Annotated in this window: 29 protein-coding genes; all 29 read left to right on the top strand. The window is 37.4% G+C overall.

Translation table 11 applies throughout. The annotated features are described in order from the left end of the window. The first annotated feature begins 59 nt into the window (after positions 1-59). The 29 genes from RHP56_RS08030 to RHP56_RS07890 all read left to right on the top strand — a co-directional run bounded on the left by RHP56_RS08030 (position 60) and on the right by RHP56_RS07890 (position 22,590). Positions 60-818: a conserved phage C-terminal domain-containing protein gene (locus tag RHP56_RS08030; protein WP_273709210.1), complete on the top strand. Its 759-nt coding sequence runs from the start codon at positions 60-62 to the stop codon at positions 816-818. Next, positions 815-1,588, top strand: coding sequence for a DnaA ATPase domain-containing protein (locus RHP56_RS08025; protein ID WP_223346828.1), 774 nt, complete (start codon positions 815-817; stop codon positions 1,586-1,588). The genes RHP56_RS08030 and RHP56_RS08025 overlap by 4 nt, the downstream gene beginning before the upstream one ends. A gap of 155 nt (positions 1,589-1,743) precedes the next feature. Continuing rightward, complete coding sequence (locus tag RHP56_RS08020) at positions 1,744-2,451, top strand: putative HNHc nuclease (RefSeq protein ID WP_258984190.1); 708 nt, start codon at positions 1,744-1,746, stop codon at positions 2,449-2,451. Between the two features lie 2 nt (positions 2,452-2,453). Then, on the top strand, positions 2,454-2,717 hold the full coding sequence (locus RHP56_RS08015) for a hypothetical protein (protein ID WP_105296197.1): 264 nt from the start codon (positions 2,454-2,456) through the stop codon (positions 2,715-2,717). A 124-nt stretch (positions 2,718-2,841) separates the two neighbouring features. Continuing rightward, positions 2,842-2,985 carry a hypothetical protein gene (locus RHP56_RS08010; protein WP_181065408.1) on the top strand — a complete coding sequence of 48 codons (144 nt, stop codon included), beginning with the start codon at positions 2,842-2,844 and terminating at the stop codon, positions 2,983-2,985. Beyond that, positions 2,975-3,370, top strand: a complete 396-nt coding sequence (locus RHP56_RS08005) for a hypothetical protein (RefSeq protein WP_258984183.1) — start codon at positions 2,975-2,977, stop codon at positions 3,368-3,370. Before RHP56_RS08010 ends, RHP56_RS08005 begins: the two co-directional genes overlap by 11 nt. A gap of 2 nt (positions 3,371-3,372) precedes the next feature. Continuing rightward, positions 3,373-3,813: a hypothetical protein gene (locus RHP56_RS08000; protein ID WP_281446813.1), complete on the top strand. Its 441-nt coding sequence runs from the start codon at positions 3,373-3,375 to the stop codon at positions 3,811-3,813. Beyond that, positions 3,810-3,977 carry a hypothetical protein gene (locus RHP56_RS07995; protein ID WP_165379444.1) on the top strand — a complete coding sequence of 56 codons (168 nt, stop codon included), beginning with the start codon at positions 3,810-3,812 and terminating at the stop codon, positions 3,975-3,977. The genes RHP56_RS08000 and RHP56_RS07995 overlap by 4 nt, the downstream gene beginning before the upstream one ends. A 255-nt stretch (positions 3,978-4,232) precedes the next feature. Beyond that, positions 4,233-4,676: a DUF722 domain-containing protein gene (locus RHP56_RS07990; RefSeq protein ID WP_462794688.1), complete on the top strand. Its 444-nt coding sequence runs from the start codon at positions 4,233-4,235 to the stop codon at positions 4,674-4,676. A 97-nt stretch (positions 4,677-4,773) separates the two neighbouring features. Next, the gene (locus RHP56_RS07985; RefSeq protein WP_010292081.1) at positions 4,774-5,352 is read left to right on the top strand and encodes a hypothetical protein; all 579 of its coding nucleotides are present in this window, start codon (positions 4,774-4,776) and stop codon (positions 5,350-5,352) included. Then, positions 5,349-5,474 (top strand): hypothetical protein, encoded by a 126-nt coding sequence (locus tag RHP56_RS07980; protein ID WP_010292084.1) that lies wholly within the window; start codon positions 5,349-5,351, stop codon positions 5,472-5,474. Before RHP56_RS07985 ends, RHP56_RS07980 begins: the two co-directional genes overlap by 4 nt. A 413-nt stretch (positions 5,475-5,887) precedes the next feature. Then, entirely contained in the window at positions 5,888-6,142 is a 255-nt protein-coding gene (locus RHP56_RS07975) for a hypothetical protein (protein WP_011680294.1), read from the top strand. Between the two features lie 285 nt (positions 6,143-6,427). After that, positions 6,428-6,607, top strand: a complete 180-nt coding sequence (locus RHP56_RS07970) for a hypothetical protein (RefSeq protein ID WP_105296193.1) — start codon at positions 6,428-6,430, stop codon at positions 6,605-6,607. 50 nt (positions 6,608-6,657) lie between these two features. Next, positions 6,658-7,269 carry a hypothetical protein gene (locus RHP56_RS07965; RefSeq protein ID WP_105296192.1) on the top strand — a complete coding sequence of 204 codons (612 nt, stop codon included), beginning with the start codon at positions 6,658-6,660 and terminating at the stop codon, positions 7,267-7,269. Between the two features lie 110 nt (positions 7,270-7,379). Further along, the gene (locus tag RHP56_RS07960; RefSeq protein WP_105296191.1) at positions 7,380-7,580 is read left to right on the top strand and encodes a hypothetical protein; all 201 of its coding nucleotides are present in this window, start codon (positions 7,380-7,382) and stop codon (positions 7,578-7,580) included. A gap of 61 nt (positions 7,581-7,641) precedes the next feature. Next, positions 7,642-8,172: an HNH endonuclease gene (locus RHP56_RS07955; RefSeq protein ID WP_105296190.1), complete on the top strand. Its 531-nt coding sequence runs from the start codon at positions 7,642-7,644 to the stop codon at positions 8,170-8,172. 535 nt (positions 8,173-8,707) lie between these two features. Further along, positions 8,708-9,229 (top strand): phage terminase small subunit P27 family, encoded by a 522-nt coding sequence (locus tag RHP56_RS07950; RefSeq protein ID WP_096639491.1) that lies wholly within the window; start codon positions 8,708-8,710, stop codon positions 9,227-9,229. Further along, positions 9,216-11,096, top strand: a complete 1,881-nt coding sequence (locus RHP56_RS07945) for a terminase large subunit (protein ID WP_179876256.1) — start codon at positions 9,216-9,218, stop codon at positions 11,094-11,096. Before RHP56_RS07950 ends, RHP56_RS07945 begins: the two co-directional genes overlap by 14 nt. Next, positions 11,093-11,281 (top strand): hypothetical protein, encoded by a 189-nt coding sequence (locus tag RHP56_RS07940; RefSeq protein WP_096639490.1) that lies wholly within the window; start codon positions 11,093-11,095, stop codon positions 11,279-11,281. Before RHP56_RS07945 ends, RHP56_RS07940 begins: the two co-directional genes overlap by 4 nt. A 4-nt stretch (positions 11,282-11,285) precedes the next feature. Further along, positions 11,286-12,428 carry a phage portal protein gene (locus RHP56_RS07935; RefSeq protein WP_096639489.1) on the top strand — a complete coding sequence of 381 codons (1,143 nt, stop codon included), beginning with the start codon at positions 11,286-11,288 and terminating at the stop codon, positions 12,426-12,428. Continuing rightward, positions 12,425-13,114 (top strand): head maturation protease, ClpP-related, encoded by a 690-nt coding sequence (locus RHP56_RS07930; protein ID WP_011680285.1) that lies wholly within the window; start codon positions 12,425-12,427, stop codon positions 13,112-13,114. Before RHP56_RS07935 ends, RHP56_RS07930 begins: the two co-directional genes overlap by 4 nt. A gap of 9 nt (positions 13,115-13,123) precedes the next feature. Further along, on the top strand, positions 13,124-14,287 hold the full coding sequence (locus tag RHP56_RS07925; RefSeq protein WP_096639487.1) for a phage major capsid protein: 1,164 nt from the start codon (positions 13,124-13,126) through the stop codon (positions 14,285-14,287). A 10-nt stretch (positions 14,288-14,297) separates the two neighbouring features. Then, on the top strand, positions 14,298-14,630 hold the full coding sequence (locus RHP56_RS07920; protein ID WP_462794687.1) for a head-tail connector protein: 333 nt from the start codon (positions 14,298-14,300) through the stop codon (positions 14,628-14,630). Continuing rightward, complete coding sequence (locus RHP56_RS07915) at positions 14,623-14,994, top strand: phage head closure protein (protein WP_096639485.1); 372 nt, start codon at positions 14,623-14,625, stop codon at positions 14,992-14,994. Before RHP56_RS07920 ends, RHP56_RS07915 begins: the two co-directional genes overlap by 8 nt. Beyond that, positions 14,984-15,400: an HK97 gp10 family phage protein gene (locus RHP56_RS07910; RefSeq protein ID WP_096639484.1), complete on the top strand. Its 417-nt coding sequence runs from the start codon at positions 14,984-14,986 to the stop codon at positions 15,398-15,400. The genes RHP56_RS07915 and RHP56_RS07910 overlap by 11 nt, the downstream gene beginning before the upstream one ends. Further along, a complete protein-coding gene (locus RHP56_RS07905; protein ID WP_010292990.1) occupies positions 15,400-15,774 on the top strand; it encodes a DUF806 family protein in 375 nt (124 codons plus the stop codon). The genes RHP56_RS07910 and RHP56_RS07905 overlap by 1 nt, the downstream gene beginning before the upstream one ends. Before the next feature lie 3 nt (positions 15,775-15,777). Further along, positions 15,778-16,413, top strand: coding sequence for a phage tail protein (locus RHP56_RS07900; protein ID WP_096639483.1), 636 nt, complete (start codon positions 15,778-15,780; stop codon positions 16,411-16,413). 340 nt (positions 16,414-16,753) lie between these two features. Next, a complete protein-coding gene (locus RHP56_RS07895) occupies positions 16,754-17,158 on the top strand; it encodes a phage tail tube assembly chaperone (protein WP_011680280.1) in 405 nt (134 codons plus the stop codon). Between the two features lie 218 nt (positions 17,159-17,376). Further along, positions 17,377-22,590 (top strand): phage tail tape measure protein, encoded by a 5,214-nt coding sequence (locus RHP56_RS07890; protein ID WP_462794686.1) that lies wholly within the window; start codon positions 17,377-17,379, stop codon positions 22,588-22,590. Positions 22,591-22,629 lie beyond the last annotated feature (39 nt).

Genomic DNA, 22,629 nt, shown 5'->3' with positions numbered 1-22,629 from the left:
TTCGTATGATGGCGATGTGGCGTAACCACACGAAAGGGTGTGAAGCCCAAAGGAGAAACATGGCACAAAGAAGAATGTTTAGTAAAAAAGTTACCGACACAGATACTTTTCTTGATATGCCGTTGTCAACACAGGCGCTATATTTTCACTTAAACATGCATGCAGATGATGACGGATTTATAGATAATACCAAAACAATTCAAAGAATGATTGGGTCTAGCGATGACGATAGAAAGTTGTTAATCGCAAAACAGTTTTTACTCCCTTTTGAAAACGGAGTAGTAGTGATAAAAGATTGGCGTGTTCACAATTATATTCGTAAGGATACCTACAACAAAACCATGTATCCCAACGAATTAGAGCAACTTCAGATTAACAAATCAGGTCAATATGAACGCCAAGATTTAGTCACGTATACAGAACGTCCACGAGACGTAGACGAAACGTTGACGCAGGTAAGGTTAGGTAAGGTTAGGTTAGGTAAGGATAGAAAAGATATATTGTCCGGTTCCAAAGAACCCGACCAACTCCCTTACAAAGAAGTTGTTAATTATTTGAACGAAAAGACTGGAAGTAAATATCGAAGTAGTGGAACTAAAACTAAAAAGTTAATCAAAGCAAGATTTAACGAAGGATTTAGTTTAGATGATTTTAGAACCGTGATTGATGTTAAAAGCAAGCAATGGTTAACAGATCAAAAAATGAAACAATATCTAAGACCTGAAACATTGTTTGGAACTAAGTTTGAAAGTTACTTGAATGAAAACCAGGTAACTGGCAAACCAGCAATGAGGAACGGAGGCTATGGAACAAGATGAATAGCCTCAAGGAGATGTTGGAAAACGATGAACGCTTTGCCAAGAACAAGGTTAGCGATGAAGAATTGCAAGCATGGCGTGAAAAAGTAGAACGTGAAGACCAGGAACGAGTTCGTCAAGCACTGTTTAATAACAGGGCACGTATCTACAAGCGAGATAGCGTGTGGGGAACTAGCGGTGAGCAGACGTTCACATTTCAGAAGTGGAACCCAAAAGTGCAACCAAATCAAAAGTTAGCACATGATATTTGGAAGAAGTCCGCAGATATCACTAAGAGAATGTTTGATAGTAATTTCAACGTTCTGTTCTACGGTGAAGCTGGTACTGGTAAAACAGCCATGGTGTTAGCAATCATTGATGCACTGAAACAGCACTCGGATAAGTTGAGCATGTTTGTCAGCGTTATGGACTTACGAGAATTGATTATGTATGACTTCAATGACAATGAGGCAGCTATCAAGATAAAGAACATTGAGCGATCAATGCGTGAAGTTGATGTGTTGATACTTGATGACTTTGGTTCTGAAGCTGGTGGTATGAAAAACGAAGGCAGTGCCACTGAAAGATTACAGCAGTTCTGGTTTCGAGTTGCTGAAGCAAGGCAAGTGAGAGATAAAGACGGCAACAAGCGTTACAGCACTATCGTGACTACAAATAACGATAGGGGCGATCTGGAACGCATGTACAACAAGAAGATTGTTAGCCGACTGATTACAAAAAAAGCAGAGAACACGGTTGTGTTTGACGGATTGGACGATGTCAGAGAATGAGTTATCAAATGATTTGTACAGAAAACGACAGAGTAATTATGCGAGACCCAAGAGTGTTCACGAAGTTTGATGATGTGGAGTATGCATTAGCAAAGCGCATGTGCGTTGACAGTGAACCTTGGCATTGGGGCATAGAAATAGTGTAGGAGTGCTTAGTGACTGAATTATTTGGACAAGTGAATAAGCTAGATCCAAACAAAGGGTTAGTCACATTGCAAATGAGCGATGAAGATTTGCGCACTTTGCAGAAGTATCACGCAACTAATCAGCAACAAGTTCTATCGGTGGTAGCTAGTGATGATAATGAACCAACGCCAAAACAGCGTAGATTTGCGTTTGCGTTACTCAATGACATTTGGTTGTCACAAGTAGGTGGAGTATGGTTAGAGACCGCAGAAAGCACGAGAAGGCACTTTTACGGCGCGTACGAGTATTACCACGGTTTAGACTTTGGCGAATTTAGCCTGAGTGCAGTCAAGGGCAACAAGTCGGATACGAACGAATTTATCAACATGTTATTAGATTATGCAGTTTTGCATAACATCAGCTTGAGTGTGAAGCCGTTGAATGAACTGGAGCCACAGGAAATAGCGCACTGGGAATATCAGTGTCTGATGAACAAGTGTTGCGTGATATGTGGCAAGAGACCGAGTGACCTGCACCATTTAGATGGCTCACGTGTTGGAATGGGCGGCGATAGACGTGATGTAAACCATTTAGGGCGGAGGGCTGTTCAACTTTGCAGAACCCACCACCAAATGTTTCACACTGATGAAAATAAGTTCATGAGTAAGTTTCACTTAAACGGAATTGTGATAAATGATGAAATAGCACAAACTCACAGATTAAAAACAGGAGATTAAACATGGCATTAGCAAGAAATGAACAAGAGACGATAGTTATTTTCGACGTTGAAGTAGGTAATTGGCACATTGATACTACCTACCCACCACATATCAGAAAATACGCAGAGCAGATGGGCGAAATTGAAGAACAAACAGAAGATAGACTATCTGGTTGGGTTAGCGATGACTACTCAAGCTCGTTTATGGTTAAAAAACGCAGAAAATTAAGTGAAGAAGAAAAAAAGAAACTAGCCGATAGACTGCAAGAAGCTAGATTATCTTAATTCAAACAGCGCAGCAATAAGAAATAGACGTCAAACGCTGTTTAGGTATAAATACACCAAACCACATTTAAAACGTCAAATATGACTGTTTCTGTGGACGTGAGAGCGAATGAGAGGTATAGAGATGGCAACAAGTAAAAGGCTAAGTCCATTTGAAGAAGCAAGGCAAGCGTTTTTAACTCCAGATGGCAAACCACGAGGTGTGGTTGATGGACGATATGCATTAGAAATTCTTGAAAAATTAAAGCGTAGACAAAATGGAAAATAAAATCGTCTTCAATATCGAGCAGTATCGAGATAAAACTTTAAATAAGTATATAAATGCAGAAAGAACAAATAGATATGCAGGTTCGGGATTGAAAAAGAAGGGAACTTTATATGCTAAAAGAATAGTTGAACAAGCTATGGTTGATGGTATTATATTTAATTGGCCTTGTAAATTGAAATTTGACTGGTACTTAGCAGACGGACGAATTGACCCTGATAATTGGGATTTCATAAAAAAATTCATATTTGATGGTATGCAAAAGGCAAACGTTCGAGGGGTAAAGTTTTTAGGGAACGACAATATCAAACACATCAAAGGATATGATCATGATTTTTATATCGACAAAGATAACCCACGATTGGAGATATACGAACTGGAGAAATAATAATGACGAACTATGCAGCTGAATTTTGTGACAAGGAAAGAAAATTCGGGTTTGACATGGCTGTCGAGTGGATGCAGTCAAAATTAAAAATAGAACTAGGCGGTGAAAATTCAAGTCACTGGAGCAATAAACAAACGGAAACATTAATTTCTATGCTTGATGAAGGTAAAGAATTCAGGGGAATTTCGAACGCGATTGGTAAAACCACTGTTCAAATATATGCCAAGCGCAGAAAGTTAATTGAAAAAGGGATCGTGAAAGCGCCAGAAGAAACCCCGTCAGAAGCCAAGCAAAAACGAGTAGCGAAGTTTAAACAGTTGACGAAAGCTGGCGTTACGGACGTTCATGAAATCGCTAAACAAGCTGGCTGCAATGAATCATCGATATATGGTTATGCCAAAGAAATGGGTTATGAAATTAATAAAGGTAAGGTAATTTTATGAGAAAACTACAAATCACAGGACTAACAATATGTGTCTTGCTAATGTTAATTAGCGTTATCGCTGGATTGTTCATGGTTATCAATTTTGAATTAGCGTTGACATACGTAATTATTTTTGGTCTTGATGCAGCTATGTTTTATGTATTTATGAGGAAGGGTGATTAATGAACGAATGGCACAAGAAATTCACAGTCATTGAAATGCTTTATAAGTGTAGATAGGCTAGTATTAATACTTGTATGAAAATACCAAATACCGAAATAATTTTGGTACCGTGACTATGGATAAGAAATCCAATTATTAAAGTAATTGATAAGAAAAAAATCATTGAATATATCAAAATGTAAAGTATAAGTTGTGTCATATATATTAAATTGACCTTTTATTTTTTGGTAATTATATCATTAAAAGGAGCAAAGCGTGGCAGATAGAATAGACAGATACCTAAGTGACTATTATTCAGGTGTAATCGACATGCAGATTAAGCTACGTAAAATCGAATTACAGACACCTGAAACAGTAGATGAAAATATAGGCGGTGGTACTGCTCAAAACAAAGAAAACCGAGTTCTGGATAATCAGCTAATCATTGAAGAAAGTGATTATGCGTTACAGTCCTTTATTCGTGACAAGTGGTGCATGTCTAACTTTTTGAAGATACTAACGGAGGAAGAGAGAGCCATGCTATCCTTGCGATATGATCGTAGACGCAAGCGTAGTTGGAATCAGGTAGCTAGAATACTTTCTAAATCAGAGAGCCAGTGCCACAGAGATTTGCAGAATATTAAGCAGATATATCGAAAGTCGGTATTTGCTTATCAGCCAGTGGATAACTCAGAGCGGCAAAAACATGCGAGTTTCTAGACAGTTCTTGACTTAAAAACAGTGCAATAATGGTATTGTTAATAATTAAGAAGTCAATGATGTGGTATCATCTTTCTTGTAAAAGGAGAGATGATTTATGAGCAAGAAAGAAATTACTTTGTCGCAAGTTGTAACTTGGTTTTTGACAATAATTGCTGTTGTTATATCTGCTTTTAGTGGTATATATCAATGGAATCAAAGTAAAAGGTACAGCGACAATACAAACAAAATTCTGATTAATTCAGCAAAATTAGCTGAATATGATTTGGATCTGATGATTTATAAAATTGACAATGGCGGAGATGAAACACTTGATTATGGTCAATTTAGATTTCAACTTGATAGTCTTCAACAAAACTTTGAAACTATTGAAGCCATAAATCCAACAAGTTTGTCTAAAAATCAAGCTATGAATTATCAAGTTTATCGTCAAAATCTTAACGCTGTGATTTACAAGGCGACATCATATGTGAATGCGTTGAGGGTTAACCAAACGGAAACTCCAAAAGACACAGACAAGCTTCACGTAGATTTGGGAGCAAGACAAAATTTCTACCAAGGTGTCGGCAGTTCATTGAATGTAATTAAAAGTGATTTAAAGGTGCTCGAAAATAATAAATCGTTGTATGATCAAGACTATAAGAAAAATTCCAAAATTTTGGAGGAACAAAAATGAGTGAAATTTATATATATGGGCCAATGGTTTTATCTATAATTGCTTTGGTGATATCCACTTTTCAAATTGGGTATACAGTTGGTAAAAATAAAAATAGTGGCAAAAACTCGAAAGATAACTAATAAATCAGACTGAAAATGACCTAGAAATTAGTAACGTATAGTGTCAACATAGTTTGTAAGGTGTCTCACATAAATACTCCTATTACCGTATTTAACTTCTTTCTCATCGCAAGAAGTGAGGCACCGTACATAAAATATGTTAGTGACAAAGGTAACTTTGTGTGCTAGCATTTAACGTGTGGTAACCCAAGCATTCTATACTCTCCTGAAAAAAGTATTGATAATATCATAAAGTGATATGGGTCACCAAGAAAGCATCTTAACGGATGCTTTTTAATTGGCAAAATTTAGTAGTAATCGCTTTCAGAAGATGCTATTATTAATGAGGTGCCTTATATTGGAAGCAATATTCGTGATGTGTTCTTCTATGATTATTGTTGGGGTAAGGCATCGTACATAAAGGAGAGATAATTATGATTGCATTACATATTTTCTTTGGATTAATGATATTAGTTGGTGTTATTATGACCTCAGTGTCATTTCAAGGAGATACTGACAAGTTGACTAAACTTCAAAAGTTTTCGTTGATTTTCACAACTTCAGCGATTGGATTGACCGTAGTAGCTGTCACAGCAGTATCTGGGGCGATTTACATTGCTTTAGTTATGTTCGTAGCGTTAGCTCTGTATGAGTATTATGCATTTCTGCATAAAGCTGCCCAGAAATAAATTGAATATTTTAAAAGCTCAACCACGTGAATAGGTTGGGCTTTTTGTTTGGAGTTAAACATGAATGAAGCAGAGAAAAAACTACGCAAGAGACGTAGACATATCAAACAGGCGACTGATGTTAATCGTAAGCACGCTGACATGATGAAAACAGAGAGCATTGCACGACATGAGCGCTCGCGTATTCAGGTTAGGTCGGAAGTGATGGAGAACAGACAGATTGACTACAAGAGCCACATGAAGTGGTTGAGTTAGTTGCCGAGTGGCGCGTTTAGGAGAAAAATTATGATTAACACATTATTGATTATTGCGATTGTTTTTGGGTTGCTTTGGCTGTTTGCACTTGTGTTCTTAATTATCTTTGTAATTAGATATATGATGAAAATGAATGATCGGCGCAAGAAGTTTGAAAAAGATTTCGACAAGGAATTTGATAAAATTTCTAAACGATTCGATAATTTCTAATCCAACCCTCGTCTCTCTAGTAGTATAATTACTGCTATTGGAGGATTGATATGTTTGATATATTTAATAAATTTACAATCGATAACTGGTTAGTGCTTTTGTCAATAGGGGTACCAGTAATCATTGCTACAATAAGCTTTATTATAAATTTATATGCGAAATTTGTTGATGAACGAGAAAAAAATAGACCCATAATATTCATTTCCTTACACAAGCATCATGAAAACGGATTTTTTAATACCGAGCTAAAAATTAAAAATTATGGTAGTAGTATAGGATGGATAAAAAATATTGAAATAACACCATTGTTTGAATCTGAAACAGGTCGTCAGACATTAGATCCAAATGGATTTACTAAATTCAAAAATTTTCCATTAGCGCCTAATCAAGAGATAATATCCCTGATAGCAGTTGGTGAAGATGCAACTATAAAATACGTAACGGATAGAAAATTTACAATAACGTACGAAGCGAATTTTGGAACAAAGCATTTTAGTAAAAAAATGTATATAGATAGCTATTCAATTGATGAGAAAAATTATCCAACGACTTATAGTGATGGGCACTACACAGAAGAGTATCGACTTAAAAAATTAAATGAAACTATAACTGATCAAAATAGAATTATTGCAAAAGCAGTTGACAAAGTTATATCTAAATAAGTTAATCAATAAGCGCATGAGCGCTTTTTATTTTGCAGTGAATGAGGAGGACGTTATGCAACTGTTTTCAAGAAGAACTATAATGTAGTTATAAAGCGAGGTATGAGTATATGAAGTTTGGAATGAGAACACCATCAATCAAAAAGTCTATCAGTGCTAGAACAACCGGACGTGCTAAGCGAGCAGTTAAGTCAGCCATTAATCCTGCGTATGGCAAGAAAGGAACTGGCTTCATAACCAATCCAAGCAAGTCAGTAAAGAATAGCGTTTATCACAAGACAACGAAAAGCGTTTGGAGTTTGTTCAAGTAATATAAGCTCAACTCATTAAATTGAGTTGGGCTTTTTGTATACATAAATTTAAGGAGTGAGCATGGCTAGAGTAAAGATATGCCGTAAACCTGACTGTCATAACACCATACCTTATGCACAAGACAATCCATACTGTGAGATACACAAGGCTATGTATCGACCTAAGCCAGAGTTCAAACCTAAGTCATCTTATGAACGTAAGCGACAGCAACGTGAGTACAACGCTAACAAGCGTGACAAGGAAGCTAATGAGTTCTACCACAACAAGACGTGGAAGCATCTATCAGCAGGACTAAAGCAACAAGTAATGTTCACGTGTGAGTGTTGTGGACGTACAAGCACAACCAAAGGTTATTTAGTTGTAGATCATATCATCCCCAGAAAGATAGATAAGCGCAGGCAGCTGGATAAAGATAATCTATGGGTGATATGCAAGAGGTGTCACTGGTACAAGGGTATGCTTGAGGAAGATGTCTATACTGACGGCTTATTCCTAGAGAACATAGACACTAGCAAGTCATGGGGTAAGGATGAGGTAAGACAATGGATATTGGATTCAATCAAACGTCATGACGAAAGGAAAGATGATTGATGTTGTGTAACATTTGATAATGAACTTACTTATCATCATTAGTTATTGGTTGTTAATCATTCAAGCTATTGTTCATCAACGAAAGGAATAGATATGAAGAACAGAACGAACAACAAAGCTGATCAACTAACAAATGAATTGATTAGATTGAAATTGTTGAATAAGAATAAGAAAAAGAGAACGAAAATAATTCCGTTTGGAGATAATTCCATCAGTCGTCTTCCGGTTTATCACTTGACGAGCAAAAGATTTGATTCTTCTCTTTAATTAGTAGCTTAACAATATAATCGTACGGCTTTTACATATTAACTTAGCAGTATATTTGATTATTATTCGGGTACAAATAAAAAATACCCCCGGGTGGGGGCAAACGGAGGGAGCGTCACAAGGTGGCGTCCTCGTTTTTTGCAAATGCAGAAATCAAAAATTTTTGAATGGGCTATTTTAGAATTTAAAACGTTGTTATATCAACGTTTAACGTGTTATTAATATGCATTTAGTATACCACAAACTTTTGACGAAAGGGGGTGTTTGTTTGGTAAATAAACGCAATTCTGGACGTAAAAGGACTACTGGCACTGACGAAACAGTCAGAGCAGACCAACGAGAACGTAATTTAGAGTTTCAGGAGAAACAAAATGAACTTAACGAACTACAAGACACCCCTCCTTATCATTTAAAAGGAAGTGGTATAACAATTTGGAAAAAAATAGTTCCTGAGTTACGGAAACTGGGTACCATAAAACAAATTGATACAGTTAATCTTGAAGCTTTTTGTTCATCATACAGCACGTATATAATTGCAGAAAAAGAAGTATCAGAAAACGGTATATTTGCCTATAATTTTGATGATGAAGGCAATAAAATAACAGATTTCAGTAAGAAGAATCCTGCATATTCAATAATGAATGATAGTATCAAGACTTTAAAATCATTAGCTGTTGACTTAGGATTATCATTTGATGCAAGGTCTGGTCAACTGGTTCCAAGTGACATTGGTGTTAAGGAAAACAAGCAAGATAATTTAAGGTTGGTGAAGTTCGGTGCAGACATTTAATTTAGTAGGTGTAACAGACGTTAAAGGTGCTGTTAAATCAGAAAAAAGACGATATAAACGTTATTTAGATAAATATAATGATCCAGCTACTCAATATGCTTTTGATGTTTTGTTCACTGATAAGTATATAGCTGGTCGAGATGCGCAACTAGCTTGTTTTAGGCATATGCAAGACTTGGGTAGACAACGTGACAACGATTTTCCATATCACTATGACACCGCATATGTAACTATGATTGAGAATTTTACAAGGATACTACCTAACCCTGATAATTTTAAGGTCACTTTGAAGCCGTATAATTGGCAGTCGTTTATATTAGACAGTTTATTGGGTTGGCGTACGGAAGAAAATGGTACAAGATTTACCACATCTAACATAAGCGTTGCTCGTAGACAGGGCAAAACGTTTATTGCATCCATGTTGGTTAACTTTTATTACTTTATGGTCGCTGCGGAAGCAACGTCACAAGATTTTCTGGTTGCTAGTTATGATAGTGAACACGCCACTAAGTTATTTAACGATGTTTCTATTCAGGCCAAGAAGCTATTAAAAATGCCAGAGTTTTCTGCTTGGGCTAAAGAAAATGATGTTGATGCACAAACACAACAAGTAATAGGGCGTATCAGCAAGAACACCATTCGTAAAGGAACATCAGAAGGTGGCGGATTTGATTCATTTCACAACGTTATTGCTGTTTATGATGAAATTGGTAATCTTAAACCTGATAAAAACGAAACATTGCGACAAATAACATCTGGTCAAAACGGTATAAAAAATCGTATGTTTGTCAAGATATCAACTGCCTACCCTAATGCAAAGGTTAAATTCAAAAAAGACCAAGATTTGATGCGCAAGATTATTGAACAAGATGATTCACGTGAAGCAGACAATACGTTTCAAATTATTTATGCTCAAGATAGTGAAAATGAAGTGTTTGAAGAAAGTACTTGGAGCAAATCAAACCCTAACTTAAACGAGATGGACGAGGGCAAATATAAGTCTGAAATCAATAGTTTGATTAAGGATAGAGATGATGCTGATAGAAGTGGTGAACTTGCCACGTTTGTTAATAAATCATTGAACATCTGGAGTCGTAAGTTCCAAAATAGTTATTTGTCTCTTGAAAACATTCAGAAAAATATCATTGATGACTTTGATATTTATGGTCGTGATGTTTATATCGGCTTTGATGGTAGTCAAAGTAACGATAATACCTCATTAGGTTTTATATTCCCTTATCGTGAAGTGAAAAGTTATAAATATTTTTGTAAACAATTCAGTTTTATTCCTTTTGCACAAGCTAAAACGATTGAAGCTAAGGAAAAACAAGATGGTTTAAATTATCGCGAGCTTGAAAAACAAGGGCTGTGTGAAATAACTAGAAGTCCAGAAGGAACTATCGATAAAGACCAAGTTTATCATCGGTTAGAAAAGTTCGTTGCTGACAACGACTTGAAAGTAAAGATGATAGCGCTTGACCCCAACTTATCTGATTGGCTGTTAAAACGTATCGAAAACTACCACGATGAATGGCCTGTATCTACCGTTCGACCAACTTCACAGGTGCTGTCTAATCCAACTAAAGATTTGCAAGCGCAATTTATTAACGGCAATGCTGCTATTTTGAATGACCCACTTTTGATTGATGGATTTACAAATGCTGTGTTGATTGAAGACAGAGGTGGAGCTGTTAAGATTGACCGTTTGAATAGAACAAGTGATCACATCGATACATCAGATGCATTGGTTAACGCACATACTGGAGCACAGTTCTATTTTGAAGATTTTAAAGGGGATGATTATAATCCGTTTAATGATTTGAGCCGTGATGAGAAGAAAGATTACTTTAAGAGGATGTTTGGATGATAGTAAAAATTATAAAAAGTATATCTAATTTTTTTGATAACTGGCTAGCGGCAATTCTGTTTATTATAGGAATAGCATTGATTGATATCGGTGCTTTTTATTTTAATGTAATTATTGGTTTTACCGTTTCAGGACTGCTGTTTGTAGCCATGGCGATAATTCTCAATATGGAAAGGAGGGAATAAATGAATGGGTTTAATGACTTCGAGAAATCGACAACATAAAATCATTGACACAACTTATCCTAGTACGCATGGATATGATCCAGTTATTTCACAAATAGCGGGTCTTCCTGTTGGATATATAAGTGGCGCAAACGCACTAAAAAACAGTGACATATTCAGTGTAGTTAATCGAATAGCAAGCGATATTGCTAGTGCTAAGTTTAAAACTGAAAACACGTATGTTAGTGAGCGACTTAATCAGCCTTCAAAGCTGATTGGTCGTTTTTCATTTTGGCAGGGTGTCATTATTCAATTGTTATTGAGTGGTAACGCTTATGTACCGTTGGATTTGGATTATTTAGAACAAATACCGCCATCTTCGATTATTAGTATTGATATTGACAATGCGAATCAAGGTGCAGTTTATACGTTGGCTGAATACAACAACCACCCTCAACGCAAATTAACACAAGACAAGATACTTCACTTTAGGTTAATGCCTGACGCAACCTATCAATATCTTGTGGGGATGTCACCGTTAGAAAGTTTGACTAAAGAGCTGACCGTTTCAACAGCAAGTACAGACCAAAGCTTGAACTTGATTAAAAATCGTATCACGCCAACTTCTGTTTTACAGATTAGTAACGCACTGCTGGAACAGGGTGATGCTGATGCAGCACGTGATGCATTTGAAAAAGCTAATAACGGCTCAAATAATGGCCGACTGATGGTTTTGGATTCCAATTCTACGTTCAGTCAATTTGAGATGAAAGCTGATGTATTCAAAGCGTTAAACAATAACGCAGAGTATTCTGCTAATCAGATTAGTAAGGCGTTTGGTGTACCTGTAGACATGTTAGGGGGTGGTAATAGTACAGAAAGTCAGCACAGCAACAGCACACAAATCAAGAACTTGTACTACGAGAACTTAATTAGTTATGTAGCCCCAGAAATTGATGAAATTGCTTTGAAAATGAATGCAGAAGATTTAACACTTGATATGCAATATGTTGACGACGCTACCCGTGTTAGCCAAATCAACGACATGGTTAAAGTTGGCACTTTGGGTCAAGCGCAGGCTGAATTCATGCTGAAGCAATATGGTGTGTTGCCTAATAATTTACCTGTCTATGTTCCATCGACGCAGGGGAAAGGAGAAAGTGAATGAAGTTAGATATTAAAGGCATGATCACTAATGATGATGATGCAGAAATATATCGTGATTGGTTAGGCATGACTGTTACCTCACCAACTGATATTTTAGGCAACTTACCTACTGATGGTTCTGATTTAGAAATTGGAATTAATTCAGGAGGCGGAGAAGTTGATGCTGCGAATGAAATTTACACAGCGTTACGAAATTACCCTGGTAAAGTTATTACGCAAATTGAAAGTTCAGCTTATAGTGCTGCATCGATTATTGCAATGGCTGGTGATACTGTTCAAATTTCGCCAGTTGCTCAACTAATGATACATAATGCGTCAACTTATGCAGGTGGTAACCACAATGACTTGGATAAAACATCTAACGCGCTAAAATCCACCGACAAGGCCATAGCTAAGGCGTATTCTGTAAAAACAGGGCGTCCAGTCGATGAGTTCCTTGCCTTGATGGATAAAGAGACGTGGATTAATGCTGACGATGCATTAGAACTTGGATTAGTTGATGAAGTAATGACTTTTGAAAAAGAGCCAGTCACTAATTCTGTTAATAATGTACTACCTCGCAAAATTATCAATCGTATCAAAGATTTGGTTGGTGAAAATCAAAAATTGAAAACTAACGCAACTGATAGTCAACCAAGTGAACACGACAAGCTCGTGCAAGCTAAGTTGGCTATTTTACGTAAATAGGAGAAAAATATGACTAAAGAACAACTACAAGCGGCATTCCGTGACGCTAGCACCAAGGCATCTGATTTGAATGCTAAATTGAACAACATGGTTCAAGATGATTCTGCTTCAGTAGAAGATATTAAGAAGGCTCAAGATGACTTGACGGACGCTAAGACACGCCGTGATATTTTGAACTCTCAACTCAAGAGCTTTGAAGACGTCGAACCAGAGCCTAAAAAGCCTGGTAAAAAGACTAATATTTTGGACAATAAGGCCGCTGAACTTGCTGCAAAAAAGCAAGGCATTAATGATTTCATTCATTCTCGCGGTGCAAAGATTTCAGATGCAGTTGCTTCACAAGTTACTTCGTCAGAAGTTGGTGTATTGATTCCAGAAGAAATTATTTATGATCCATCTGCTGAAGTTAACTCAGTTGTTGACTTATCAACTTTGGTTAACAAGACACCAGTTACTACTCCAAGTGGTAAGTATCCTATTTTGCAACGTGCAACCGATCGTTTCAATTCTGTTAAGGAATTAGCAGAAAACCCTGCTTTAGCTGAACCTACTTTCAAGGAAGTAGACTGGTCTGTCGATACTTATCGTGGTGCAATTCCTCTTTCAGAAGAATCAATTGCTGACACACAAGTCGATTTGACAGCATTGGTTGGTCAATCAATCGGTGAAAAGAAGGTTAACACTTATAACGCCTTGATTGCACCAGTTTTGCAAGCATTTACTGCTAAGTCAACTACGAGTGATACATTAGCTGACCAAGTAAAGCACATTTTGAATGTTGATTTAGATCCAGCTTATGCACGTGTTATTATTGCTAGCCAATCATTCTACAATGCCGTTGACACATTGAAAGATAAGAACGGACGTTACTTACTTCAAGAATCAACTGCATCATTAGCACAAGCATCCGGAAAGACGTTGCTGGGAGTACCGGTTTATGTGATTGGTGATGAACTATTTGGTAACGCTGGTGACCAAAAAGCATTTATCGGTGACACAAAGCGTGGTGTTCTATTCCCTAACCGTCAAGAAATTACTTTGGCTTGGGAAGACAGCAAAATTTATGGCCGTTACCTAGGTGCTGCTTTCCGATTTGGAGTTAAGCAAGCTGATGACAAAGCCGGTTACTTTATTACTAACACAGCTACTCCTGTATCTGTCAGTGGCGAATAAGGAGTAATTCATGGCAGATGAAACAAATTCACCTCGTGCGCCTTCAACATCAACAGGTGTCACGGTTGGTGATATGCAAGACTATTTAGCAATTGATGGTGATGATGGTGTTTTACAGGAATTGATTGATTATGCCGAAGAAGACGCTCGTGGTTCAATTGACAGCACTATCGATATTGAAATATATCGAAAGATACCAATATTTAATCAAGCAGTTAGGACATTGGTTGATTTCAATTACTACAATCGTGGTGCTTTATCTGGTCAGCAAATTGCTTATCCTAAGTCTTATCAGTACATGCTGAACAAAATCAGATGGAAGGTGGGTCAGACAAATGGTTAGTGGAAAATTAAAACCAAGCAACTTTATTGGAAAGGTTGAGTTCGGAACTGTTAAATCTGTTTTAAACAAAAACACAGGACAAAAAGTACCTAGTTTCGTTTCTTCTACTAGCCAAATGCGATATGCACCCCGTAGTCGCTCGATTACGCAATCTGATTCTATTTTTGGAACAAGTATACAGGAAACTAAAATAATTGCTGTACGGCACAACGAGAGCCTTACAGAGAATTTAAAAGTTCGCTTTGTAAAAACGGGTAAGGTTCACGACATCAAATATATTTCATCTGATGAAAGTAATACACCGGTTTCGTTTGACTACATCACCATTACTAAAGAACCACTGGGGGCATTTGATGGAACTTGATGATGCTTTAGATCAATGGCTACGTAATGTGAATAAACTAGTTCCTAACGTTAAGCAGAGACAAAAAATTACGTTAGTTGGAGCGGAAGTCTACAAAACAAGGCTCCATGATATTACTAAGGCCAAACATTATGATGAAAATCATAAGGACACTAGTCAAGTAACTCACTTAGCTGATTCAATTGAAGTTTCCGGAACAAACATTGATTACATTCGTGACGGTACCTCGTTAGTTGGTTTCACCAAAAAAGGTATAAACCACGGTCGTATCGCAAGATTATTGAACGATGGCACAAAATTTATTCCAGGTGATCACTTTGTTGAAGACGCTAGGCGTAGTTCTCGACAAGCTGTGTTAGCGGCTCAATATGCTGAATATCAACGACTTTTGAAAGGTGGTAATTGATGATACTACCCATTTTTGAAGTTCAAGAACTCATAGAAGCAATGAGTTTTGCTGATGTTGTTTTTGTAACAAGTATCGATGAAGAATATCTCGAGAATGTCACCTCAACAGTAGTTCTTGTGACCGAAACGGTTAACGACTTGGATAAGAGAGCCAACAACCGTTTTAGAAACATGAATTATGGTGTTGAAGTACAGATATTTTACGGAATTAACTTCACCAAGCCAATTCTTGACACAGAAATATCATTGGCAAGGCTATTAGAAAAAAACGATTGGCAAACAACCCAATCTAAATCACATACCAATGACCCGAAGACTAATCAAGTCACTAAGGTCTTTTATTTTGAAAAAAATTATATTTTGGAGGATTAATTCATGGCAACACAAGGTATTGTTACCTCATATTTCGGATTAATTGACAATGCAACAGGTCAATTAATAAAAGGCGCTGATGGTTTGAGCGACACAGGCATCTATGAAGCAGACGGCCATCAAGATGCTACTGCTGAAGGTGCTACTCAAATTCAAATTCAGAACTTGGGTACTGCACCAACCTTGCAATACTCAAACAATAAGGCCAAACGTTCAACTAAGGCTCGTTCATATCCAACAGCCGAATTTACAATGCTTGATCTAGGATTTGAAGCTAAGCAAAAGCTGCTTGGTAAAATCCAAACAACAAGCAAAGGCTTTGTTGATGGTGAAAAAGAAGCGCACGTAGCGGCGATCGCTGTGACACAAACATTGGATAAGCAACATAAAATATATTATGCCTTTGCTAACGGGACAATGATCGAAGGAAACAAGACGTTGGGTACAAACACTAACAACGAAACTGATTCAAACGACGTTATGACTTTAACGACAATGAATCCCGTTGTTGATACTCAATTCGGGGGTGAGCCATACCAAGTTGCATCTGATTTGGTAGATGGATTTACACTTGATGCGTTAATGGCAGAAACCTTCCCTGGCTATTCAAAACCAACTGATGGCACAACAGGTCAATAATTAGTATTTTTTAACTCGCTTTTGAAATAAACAGTACATGAAAATGGGCGGGTTACATTTTTAGTTACTCATAGTTACCTTTAAACCTTGTAATAATATATATATATATTTATATAGTATTTTATGTAACTTTGTAACTTTTTGCTATTCGGGCTATGCCTGTCAAGGGATACAGAAGTTACATTTTTTTCGTAAAGTTACACAATTTTTGTAACTTTTTTGTAAGTTCTCATTTTTTAATTTGAAAAAATGTAACTTTGTCACTAAAAAAATACGTCGTTTTGTAACTAAATTTAGGGTAATTTTACCCGTACATATCAAAATAAAAGGAGCCTAGATCATGGCAGTTAATACAGAAAAAATTAAGTTGAATAAGTTCGGAATTCGCAAGACGGTATCTATAAAAAAGACATTTGGTTTGCGAGAAGAAGCGATTGAAAACAGCATAAAACTCGGTGAACTTGCTGATACTGAGGGTATGGAGTTTATTGATATCCAGAAAAATGAGTTGAAATCTAGCAAAATTAAGATGGACGTAATCAAGTCAATTTTTGGTATTTCTGACGAAGAAATGGACGAACTAACCCATAGTGTATCATCTAAACAATTTTCAGATGCTTATGAATATGTAGAACTGATGATGATGGGCGTTAGCGAAGAAGAATACGAAAATCTTGTTAAGCTTGCTTCTGAAAGTCAAGAAGAGGTAAATGAAGAAGACCCAAAAGAAGATTTGGTCGAATAAGAAGGGAAGTATTCGACAAGAAGAACCAACTTGAAGAGGCGCGTTATTTAAAAAAACAACTTTTTAAAGAATACGGTATTTTGCCAAGTGATTTAGATAATCAGGAATATTTTTCATTCATGAATATGCTTAATGCAAAAGAGCCTGATAAACGTGCTGGTGATCCATTAGCTATTGCTAAACAAATGGGGTTGAATATACCGGGGGAAGGAGAGTAGATGGTTGAACGAATTCAGGCGGAGATGGCCACGTCTATTGCTTTAGACACTTTAAAAGCGACTAATAGTTTACGTGGTTTGAACGATGCTGTTACTTCTGTTAAAAACGCTTGGAAAGCTCAAGAGGCAGCGGCTAAATCATCGGGCGATTACTTAAAAGCATCGCAAGAGCGATACAACGGTCTGAGCCGAGAAATGGAAGCTCAGAAAAACAAAATAACTGAATTGCAACAACGTCAAAAGGGCTTAGACACCTCTACAAAAGAAGGTGCTGAGTCCTTTTTAAAATACGAAAGAAACATCCAACAGGCTAATCAAAAATTAGCTAGCTTAGAGTCTCAGCAACAACGTGCCAAGTCTTCAATGGAGTATCAAACCAGTGGATTAGCAAAGTTGCAACAAGAATATAAGCAGATGAATCAAGTTTCTGATTCGTATGTCAACCGTTTGAAAGCAGAGCATAATACTAGAGCAGCTAATATTACTAGCGCTAATAATATGAAAGCCTCGCTATCAAACCTCTCCCAACAGTATGTTAAGCAATCAGAAGAGCTGAAAAGAATTGAGCATGCAAGTGGTTCAGCTAGTGATGCATACAAAAGGCAAGCTGTTCGAGTGAATGAAACGGCAACAAATGTTGCTAACATGAAAAACGAGTTGAAATTAACTCAAGCAGAAGTTAACCGTGCCAATCCTTACGGGTTAAGCAAGTACGCAAGCGGAGCCAATGGTGCTTACCGTGCTGCTGAAAAGATGGGTAATGGGTTCCATACTGCAGGCCAGAAAATCAAAGACATGGCATACAGTAGTAGTATTGCTATTGTCGGTATTGGTGCTGTTTCAATTAAGGGCGCTCAGCTTGCTACAAACTTACAAGATACATTTGTAAAAGTAAATAACATAGCCACTACGGGTGGTGAAAAGCAAGCTGAGGTAACAAAAAATCTATCACAGATGCAAAAAGACGGCGCCAAATATTCTGTGCAATATGGTAAGTCACAACAGGCTATTGCTGAAGGGTACTTGGAGTTAGAAAAAAGAGGATACACATCAACGGCTGCATTAAAAGCCATGAAGTCTGAACTGCAAGCATCAGTAGCTTCTGGTGATGATTTCAATGATGTCCTTACTGTTACATCTCAGGTTGTTGATGCATACGGCATGCGTACTAATAACGCTGCTAAGATGACTAAAAATACCAAAGAAGTTGTTAACCAGTTAGCCTATGCTGCTGATATGACAGCCACTGACTTTCATGACCTTGGAAAAGGAATGGAATATGTAGGTGATTCTTCTCATGCTGCAGGATTTAAATTATCTGAGACAGCATCAGCCATGGGTATTCTTTCTAACCATGGTCTTGAAGCTGATAAAGCTGGTACTGGTTTACGTAAAGTTATTAATTCTATTACAGGTGCACTATCTGATCAAGAGGCGGCACAAAAAGGTTCGGCTTCATCAATTGATTCGTTAAATGAAAAAATAGCAGACCATCAGAAAAAAATAGCTGATTATCAAGCAGCTGAAAAAGCTGGCACAAAGAGTTCTAAATCAGCTGCATCTGCCATTAAAACGCAGCAAGAAGCCATTGAAAAATTGAACGGCAAGATACAAGCGATTAAGTCTGGCGGAACTAATGACATGCTTAGTAAGTTGGGTATTAGTCGTAGTCAATTAGTTGATTCAAACGGCAACCTACGTGATTTGACAACTATCATGGGCATTATTAACGAAAAAACCAAGAATATGGGTACTGCTCAAAAGAACTCAGTATTCAATAGTTTATTCGGTACTACTGGTCAAAATGCTGGTGTAATTTTAGCTCAAAACAACAAAGAACTAGGTGAGCTAAATGAAAAAGTTAAAAAATCCGCAGACGGGCAAGGATATGTAGCTGATTTAGCCAAAAAGAACATGAAGTCTGTTAAAGCTGAATTGCAACAATTTAGCCAAGCTGGTCAAGCCGTTATGATCATGATTGGTAAACAAATGTTGCCAGTCATATCAGAAGCCGCTGTAAAAATGGCTAAAGCCTTTAATTCCAAAGAAGGTCAAGACGGACTAAAGAAAATTGCTGAGGGAGTAGCTTGGGTAGGCGATAAGTTAGTTGGTTTAGTTGAGTATATTGGCACACATACTGGTCAAATTAAAGCATTTGCAGAAGTGTTTGCTGGTATATGGGCTTTTAAAAAGATAAGTGACACAATAGGTTGGATTAAAACAGCTATTGGTACTTATAAAGAACTGAATGGTGTCTTAAAAACAACCGCAGCATTAAATACAGCTGCTAATGCTACTGGTTCAGTAGGTGGTAAAGCAGGCGCTGCAACCACGATGGTTGAAACTGCAGCAACTACAAGAGCAGCTGGAGCAGGAGGCGGATTAGCAACTCTATCTACTGGAGCTAAAGTCGCTAGTGTTGCCAGCAAAGTTGTTTCAGGATTAGGTATAGCGCTAACTGCTGCTGATGTAGGTGGAAGTATCGCTACTGCAATCAGTTCTAAAAAGTCTAGTGATAAAATCAGTGCTGCATCTAAAGGAGCCGGAGCTGTTATAGGTGGTGGTATTGGAGCAATACTAGGAAGTGTTATTCCTGGTGCAGGTACACTAGCTGGAGGAGCGATTGGTTCTGCTATTGGTGATTCGTTAGGAAGTACTAAGACAGCTCAATCGATTACTAAAAAGCTTAACAAAGCATTAAAAAAAGCTTTTTCAGATAATAAGATAACTATCAAAGCACCGAAAGTTGATGCAAAAGACGCTTATTCAGATTTGAATAAAGCTTCTAAAAAATATTATTCTGAAAAGCAAAAGCAAGATTTACAGGATATTAAGCTGCTAAAGAAAAACGGTTATCTTACTGAACAAGAATATCAAGATAGATTAAAAACTATCAAAGAAGAAGGCAAAAAGGCTAATAGTGTTGAAAAACTAAGTCAATCTGATAGAACAGCATTGACAAAGTATTATTCACAGCAACGTCAAAAGCTTGAAACTTCATATAATAAAACTAAGCAAAAAGACAGCAATAAATGGGATAGCATAATTGCTAAAGATGCTGCTAAGTATGGAGAAAATTCTTTACAAGTTCAAAAGGACTATAAAAAGAAAGAGCAAGCACTTGCTAAGGACGATCAGGCCAAGAAAAAGGCTGTTAATAAACTGACTGTCAAAAATGCAACTGAAACAACTGTTGAAGAAGCTAAACTGCATACAACTTTGACCGGGAAAATTAAGTTATCTAACAACGAGCAAGTAAAGTTGATGGATAAGTTGACCAAGGATAAAGGACGGTTAACTAATAAGCAGTTACAGGATATTACTTCTAAGTCACGAGAAGAATATAACAACGTCAAAAAGTATGCTGATAAAAAGCTAGATGCTGCGCAAAAAGCTGCTGATGAACAACTCAAAAAGGTTACTAAAGCCGCTGACAAACAACGTGATAACGTTGTTAACGCTGCTAAAAATCAGTACAAAGATGCTAAAAAGGCAGCCGACAAGCAACGCGATGACACAATAAAAGCTTCCGAAAATCAGTTCAAGGGCAATAGTCAATGGGCTAAAGACCAACGTAAAAGCGTTAGAGATTCGGCTAATAAGCAGCACGACGATACTGTTAATGCTGCAAAAGATCAGAGAAATAAAACAGTTGATTCAGCTAATAAGCAACATGACGATATTGTTGGTAAGGCAACTAGTCAAAGAAACAAAACATCCAATGCTGCAACACAACAGCGAAATGAAGTTGTTGATAAGGCATATAAACAAAAAGATAGTGTCCTTGATGCAGCTGGTAAACAAGGAAACGGCGTAGTTAATAAGGCTGTTCTCCAAGCTAATGGTTCTATGGAAGCCGCTTCAAAGCAAGCCAAAGGAACGCACAGCATTTGGAAAGGATTAGGCGATTTCTTTAATGGCTTAGTCAAAGGATTTGGTATTAAAAGCGTTGATGTTAAAAGTGGTGGTGATTTTGGATATAAGCCTGCTACGATGCAAGCATTCGCTACTGGTTCTCGAGGTGTATCCGGTGGAAAAGCGCTTGTCGGTGAAGCGGGAATTGAAGCAAGGTATTCCCCTTACTCGGGTAAAGTTGATTTTCTAGGTACCAATGGTGCTCAGGTTGTTAACCTTAACCCTGGTGACAAGGTTTTGAATGCCAGTGATACAGCTAAGCTATTCCAAGGCGGTTTAGGTAAAACATTGCCGGGATACGCTAAGGGTACATCTTCAATTGAATCATTTTTATCTTCAATGACTAAAGGGGCTTCTGATATTTGGGATGATGTTTCCGACGCAACAAGTGAGGCTATTGAAAAGTTAACCAATCCCGTTAAAACATTAACTGATATGGCGTCTAAGATTTTTGATGTCAATAAACTAGAAGTCGGTGATACAGGTCACAATTCATCTAGTGGAATGGTTAAAACGAGTATCGAAGATGGTTTTGGTAAGATGCTATCAAAACTCAAGTCTGGATTTGAATCAAGTGGAAACGCAGGCGGAGGCAAAGGTGCACCAAGTGGTGCAGGGGTTACAAGATGGCGTTCACAGGTTGTAGATGCCTTAAAGGCTAATGGACTTTCAACAAGTTCTTTAATGGTCGATAAGGTGTTACGTCAGATTCAAACTGAATCAGGTGGTAACGAAAAGGCTGTACAGGGTAACATTGGTGACGTTAACAACGCATCAGGTGACCTAGCCAAGGGTCTTATGCAAGTCATTAGTGCTACATTTAATGCCTATAAGTTCCCAGGACACAGCAATCCATTTAATGGTTATGATTCTTTGCTAGCTGGTTTAGCTTATGCGAAAAATCGTTATGGATCTAATTTATCATTCTTAGGTCAAGGACATGGCTACGCAAACGGCACTATCACCAACACGCCACATATAGCAAATATTGCAGAGGGTGGAATGACAGAGGCGGTAATTCCTTGGGATTTGTCTAAAAAATCTCGAGCAATGGAATTGTTGGGTGAAACAGTCACTCATTTTGCACAAAATACTAGTTCTAATACGACTGTTGCTGAAAGTTCAAATAGCAATCTATCAAATATGATTGAGGCTACTAATAAAACTCTAAATAGTGTTGTTGAGTTATTGGCGGGCATCTTAGGTCAAACTACAGAGGCTAACCAGTCAGTAGATGATATTGCTATGAATAAGTTTTCTAAAGCTGTGATTGCTAGAGCGGTTAGATCAGCTAATTAAACTAAAAACTCGCCATTAAATACACAATACTTCGGGGCG

It is taken from the genome of Leuconostoc sp. C5, assembly GCF_056530425.1.
This window is presented reverse-complemented; position numbering and strand designations above follow the sequence as displayed.

Coding starts and splice junctions, on each gene's coding strand:
- RHP56_RS07920 (WP_462794687.1), top strand. CDS start 14,298: ATGGCAGATGAAACAAATTCACCTCGTGCGCCTTCAACATCAACAGGT.
- RHP56_RS07995 (WP_165379444.1), top strand. CDS start 3,810: ATGAGAAAACTACAAATCACAGGACTAACAATATGTGTCTTGCTAATG.
- RHP56_RS07905 (WP_010292990.1), top strand. CDS start 15,400: ATGATACTACCCATTTTTGAAGTTCAAGAACTCATAGAAGCAATGAGT.
- RHP56_RS07960 (WP_105296191.1), top strand. CDS start 7,380: ATGAAGTTTGGAATGAGAACACCATCAATCAAAAAGTCTATCAGTGCT.
- RHP56_RS07930 (WP_011680285.1), top strand. CDS start 12,425: ATGAAGTTAGATATTAAAGGCATGATCACTAATGATGATGATGCAGAA.
- RHP56_RS07900 (WP_096639483.1), top strand. CDS start 15,778: ATGGCAACACAAGGTATTGTTACCTCATATTTCGGATTAATTGACAAT.
- RHP56_RS07980 (WP_010292084.1), top strand. CDS start 5,349: ATGAGTGAAATTTATATATATGGGCCAATGGTTTTATCTATAATTGCT.
- RHP56_RS07965 (WP_105296192.1), top strand. CDS start 6,658: ATGTTTGATATATTTAATAAATTTACAATCGATAACTGGTTAGTGCTT.
- RHP56_RS07940 (WP_096639490.1), top strand. CDS start 11,093: ATGATAGTAAAAATTATAAAAAGTATATCTAATTTTTTTGATAACTGG.
- RHP56_RS08005 (WP_258984183.1), top strand. CDS start 2,975: ATGGAAAATAAAATCGTCTTCAATATCGAGCAGTATCGAGATAAAACT.
- RHP56_RS08025 (WP_223346828.1), top strand. CDS start 815: ATGAATAGCCTCAAGGAGATGTTGGAAAACGATGAACGCTTTGCCAAG.
- RHP56_RS08015 (WP_105296197.1), top strand. CDS start 2,454: ATGGCATTAGCAAGAAATGAACAAGAGACGATAGTTATTTTCGACGTT.
- RHP56_RS07985 (WP_010292081.1), top strand. CDS start 4,774: ATGAGCAAGAAAGAAATTACTTTGTCGCAAGTTGTAACTTGGTTTTTG.
- RHP56_RS07915 (WP_096639485.1), top strand. CDS start 14,623: ATGGTTAGTGGAAAATTAAAACCAAGCAACTTTATTGGAAAGGTTGAG.
- RHP56_RS07895 (WP_011680280.1), top strand. CDS start 16,754: ATGGCAGTTAATACAGAAAAAATTAAGTTGAATAAGTTCGGAATTCGC.
- RHP56_RS08030 (WP_273709210.1), top strand. CDS start 60: ATGGCACAAAGAAGAATGTTTAGTAAAAAAGTTACCGACACAGATACT.
- RHP56_RS07970 (WP_105296193.1), top strand. CDS start 6,428: ATGATTAACACATTATTGATTATTGCGATTGTTTTTGGGTTGCTTTGG.
- RHP56_RS07890 (WP_462794686.1), top strand. CDS start 17,377: ATGGTTGAACGAATTCAGGCGGAGATGGCCACGTCTATTGCTTTAGAC.
- RHP56_RS08010 (WP_181065408.1), top strand. CDS start 2,842: ATGGCAACAAGTAAAAGGCTAAGTCCATTTGAAGAAGCAAGGCAAGCG.
- RHP56_RS07935 (WP_096639489.1), top strand. CDS start 11,286: ATGGGTTTAATGACTTCGAGAAATCGACAACATAAAATCATTGACACA.
- RHP56_RS07955 (WP_105296190.1), top strand. CDS start 7,642: ATGGCTAGAGTAAAGATATGCCGTAAACCTGACTGTCATAACACCATA.
- RHP56_RS07910 (WP_096639484.1), top strand. CDS start 14,984: ATGGAACTTGATGATGCTTTAGATCAATGGCTACGTAATGTGAATAAA.
- RHP56_RS07925 (WP_096639487.1), top strand. CDS start 13,124: ATGACTAAAGAACAACTACAAGCGGCATTCCGTGACGCTAGCACCAAG.
- RHP56_RS08000 (WP_281446813.1), top strand. CDS start 3,373: ATGACGAACTATGCAGCTGAATTTTGTGACAAGGAAAGAAAATTCGGG.
- RHP56_RS07975 (WP_011680294.1), top strand. CDS start 5,888: ATGATTGCATTACATATTTTCTTTGGATTAATGATATTAGTTGGTGTT.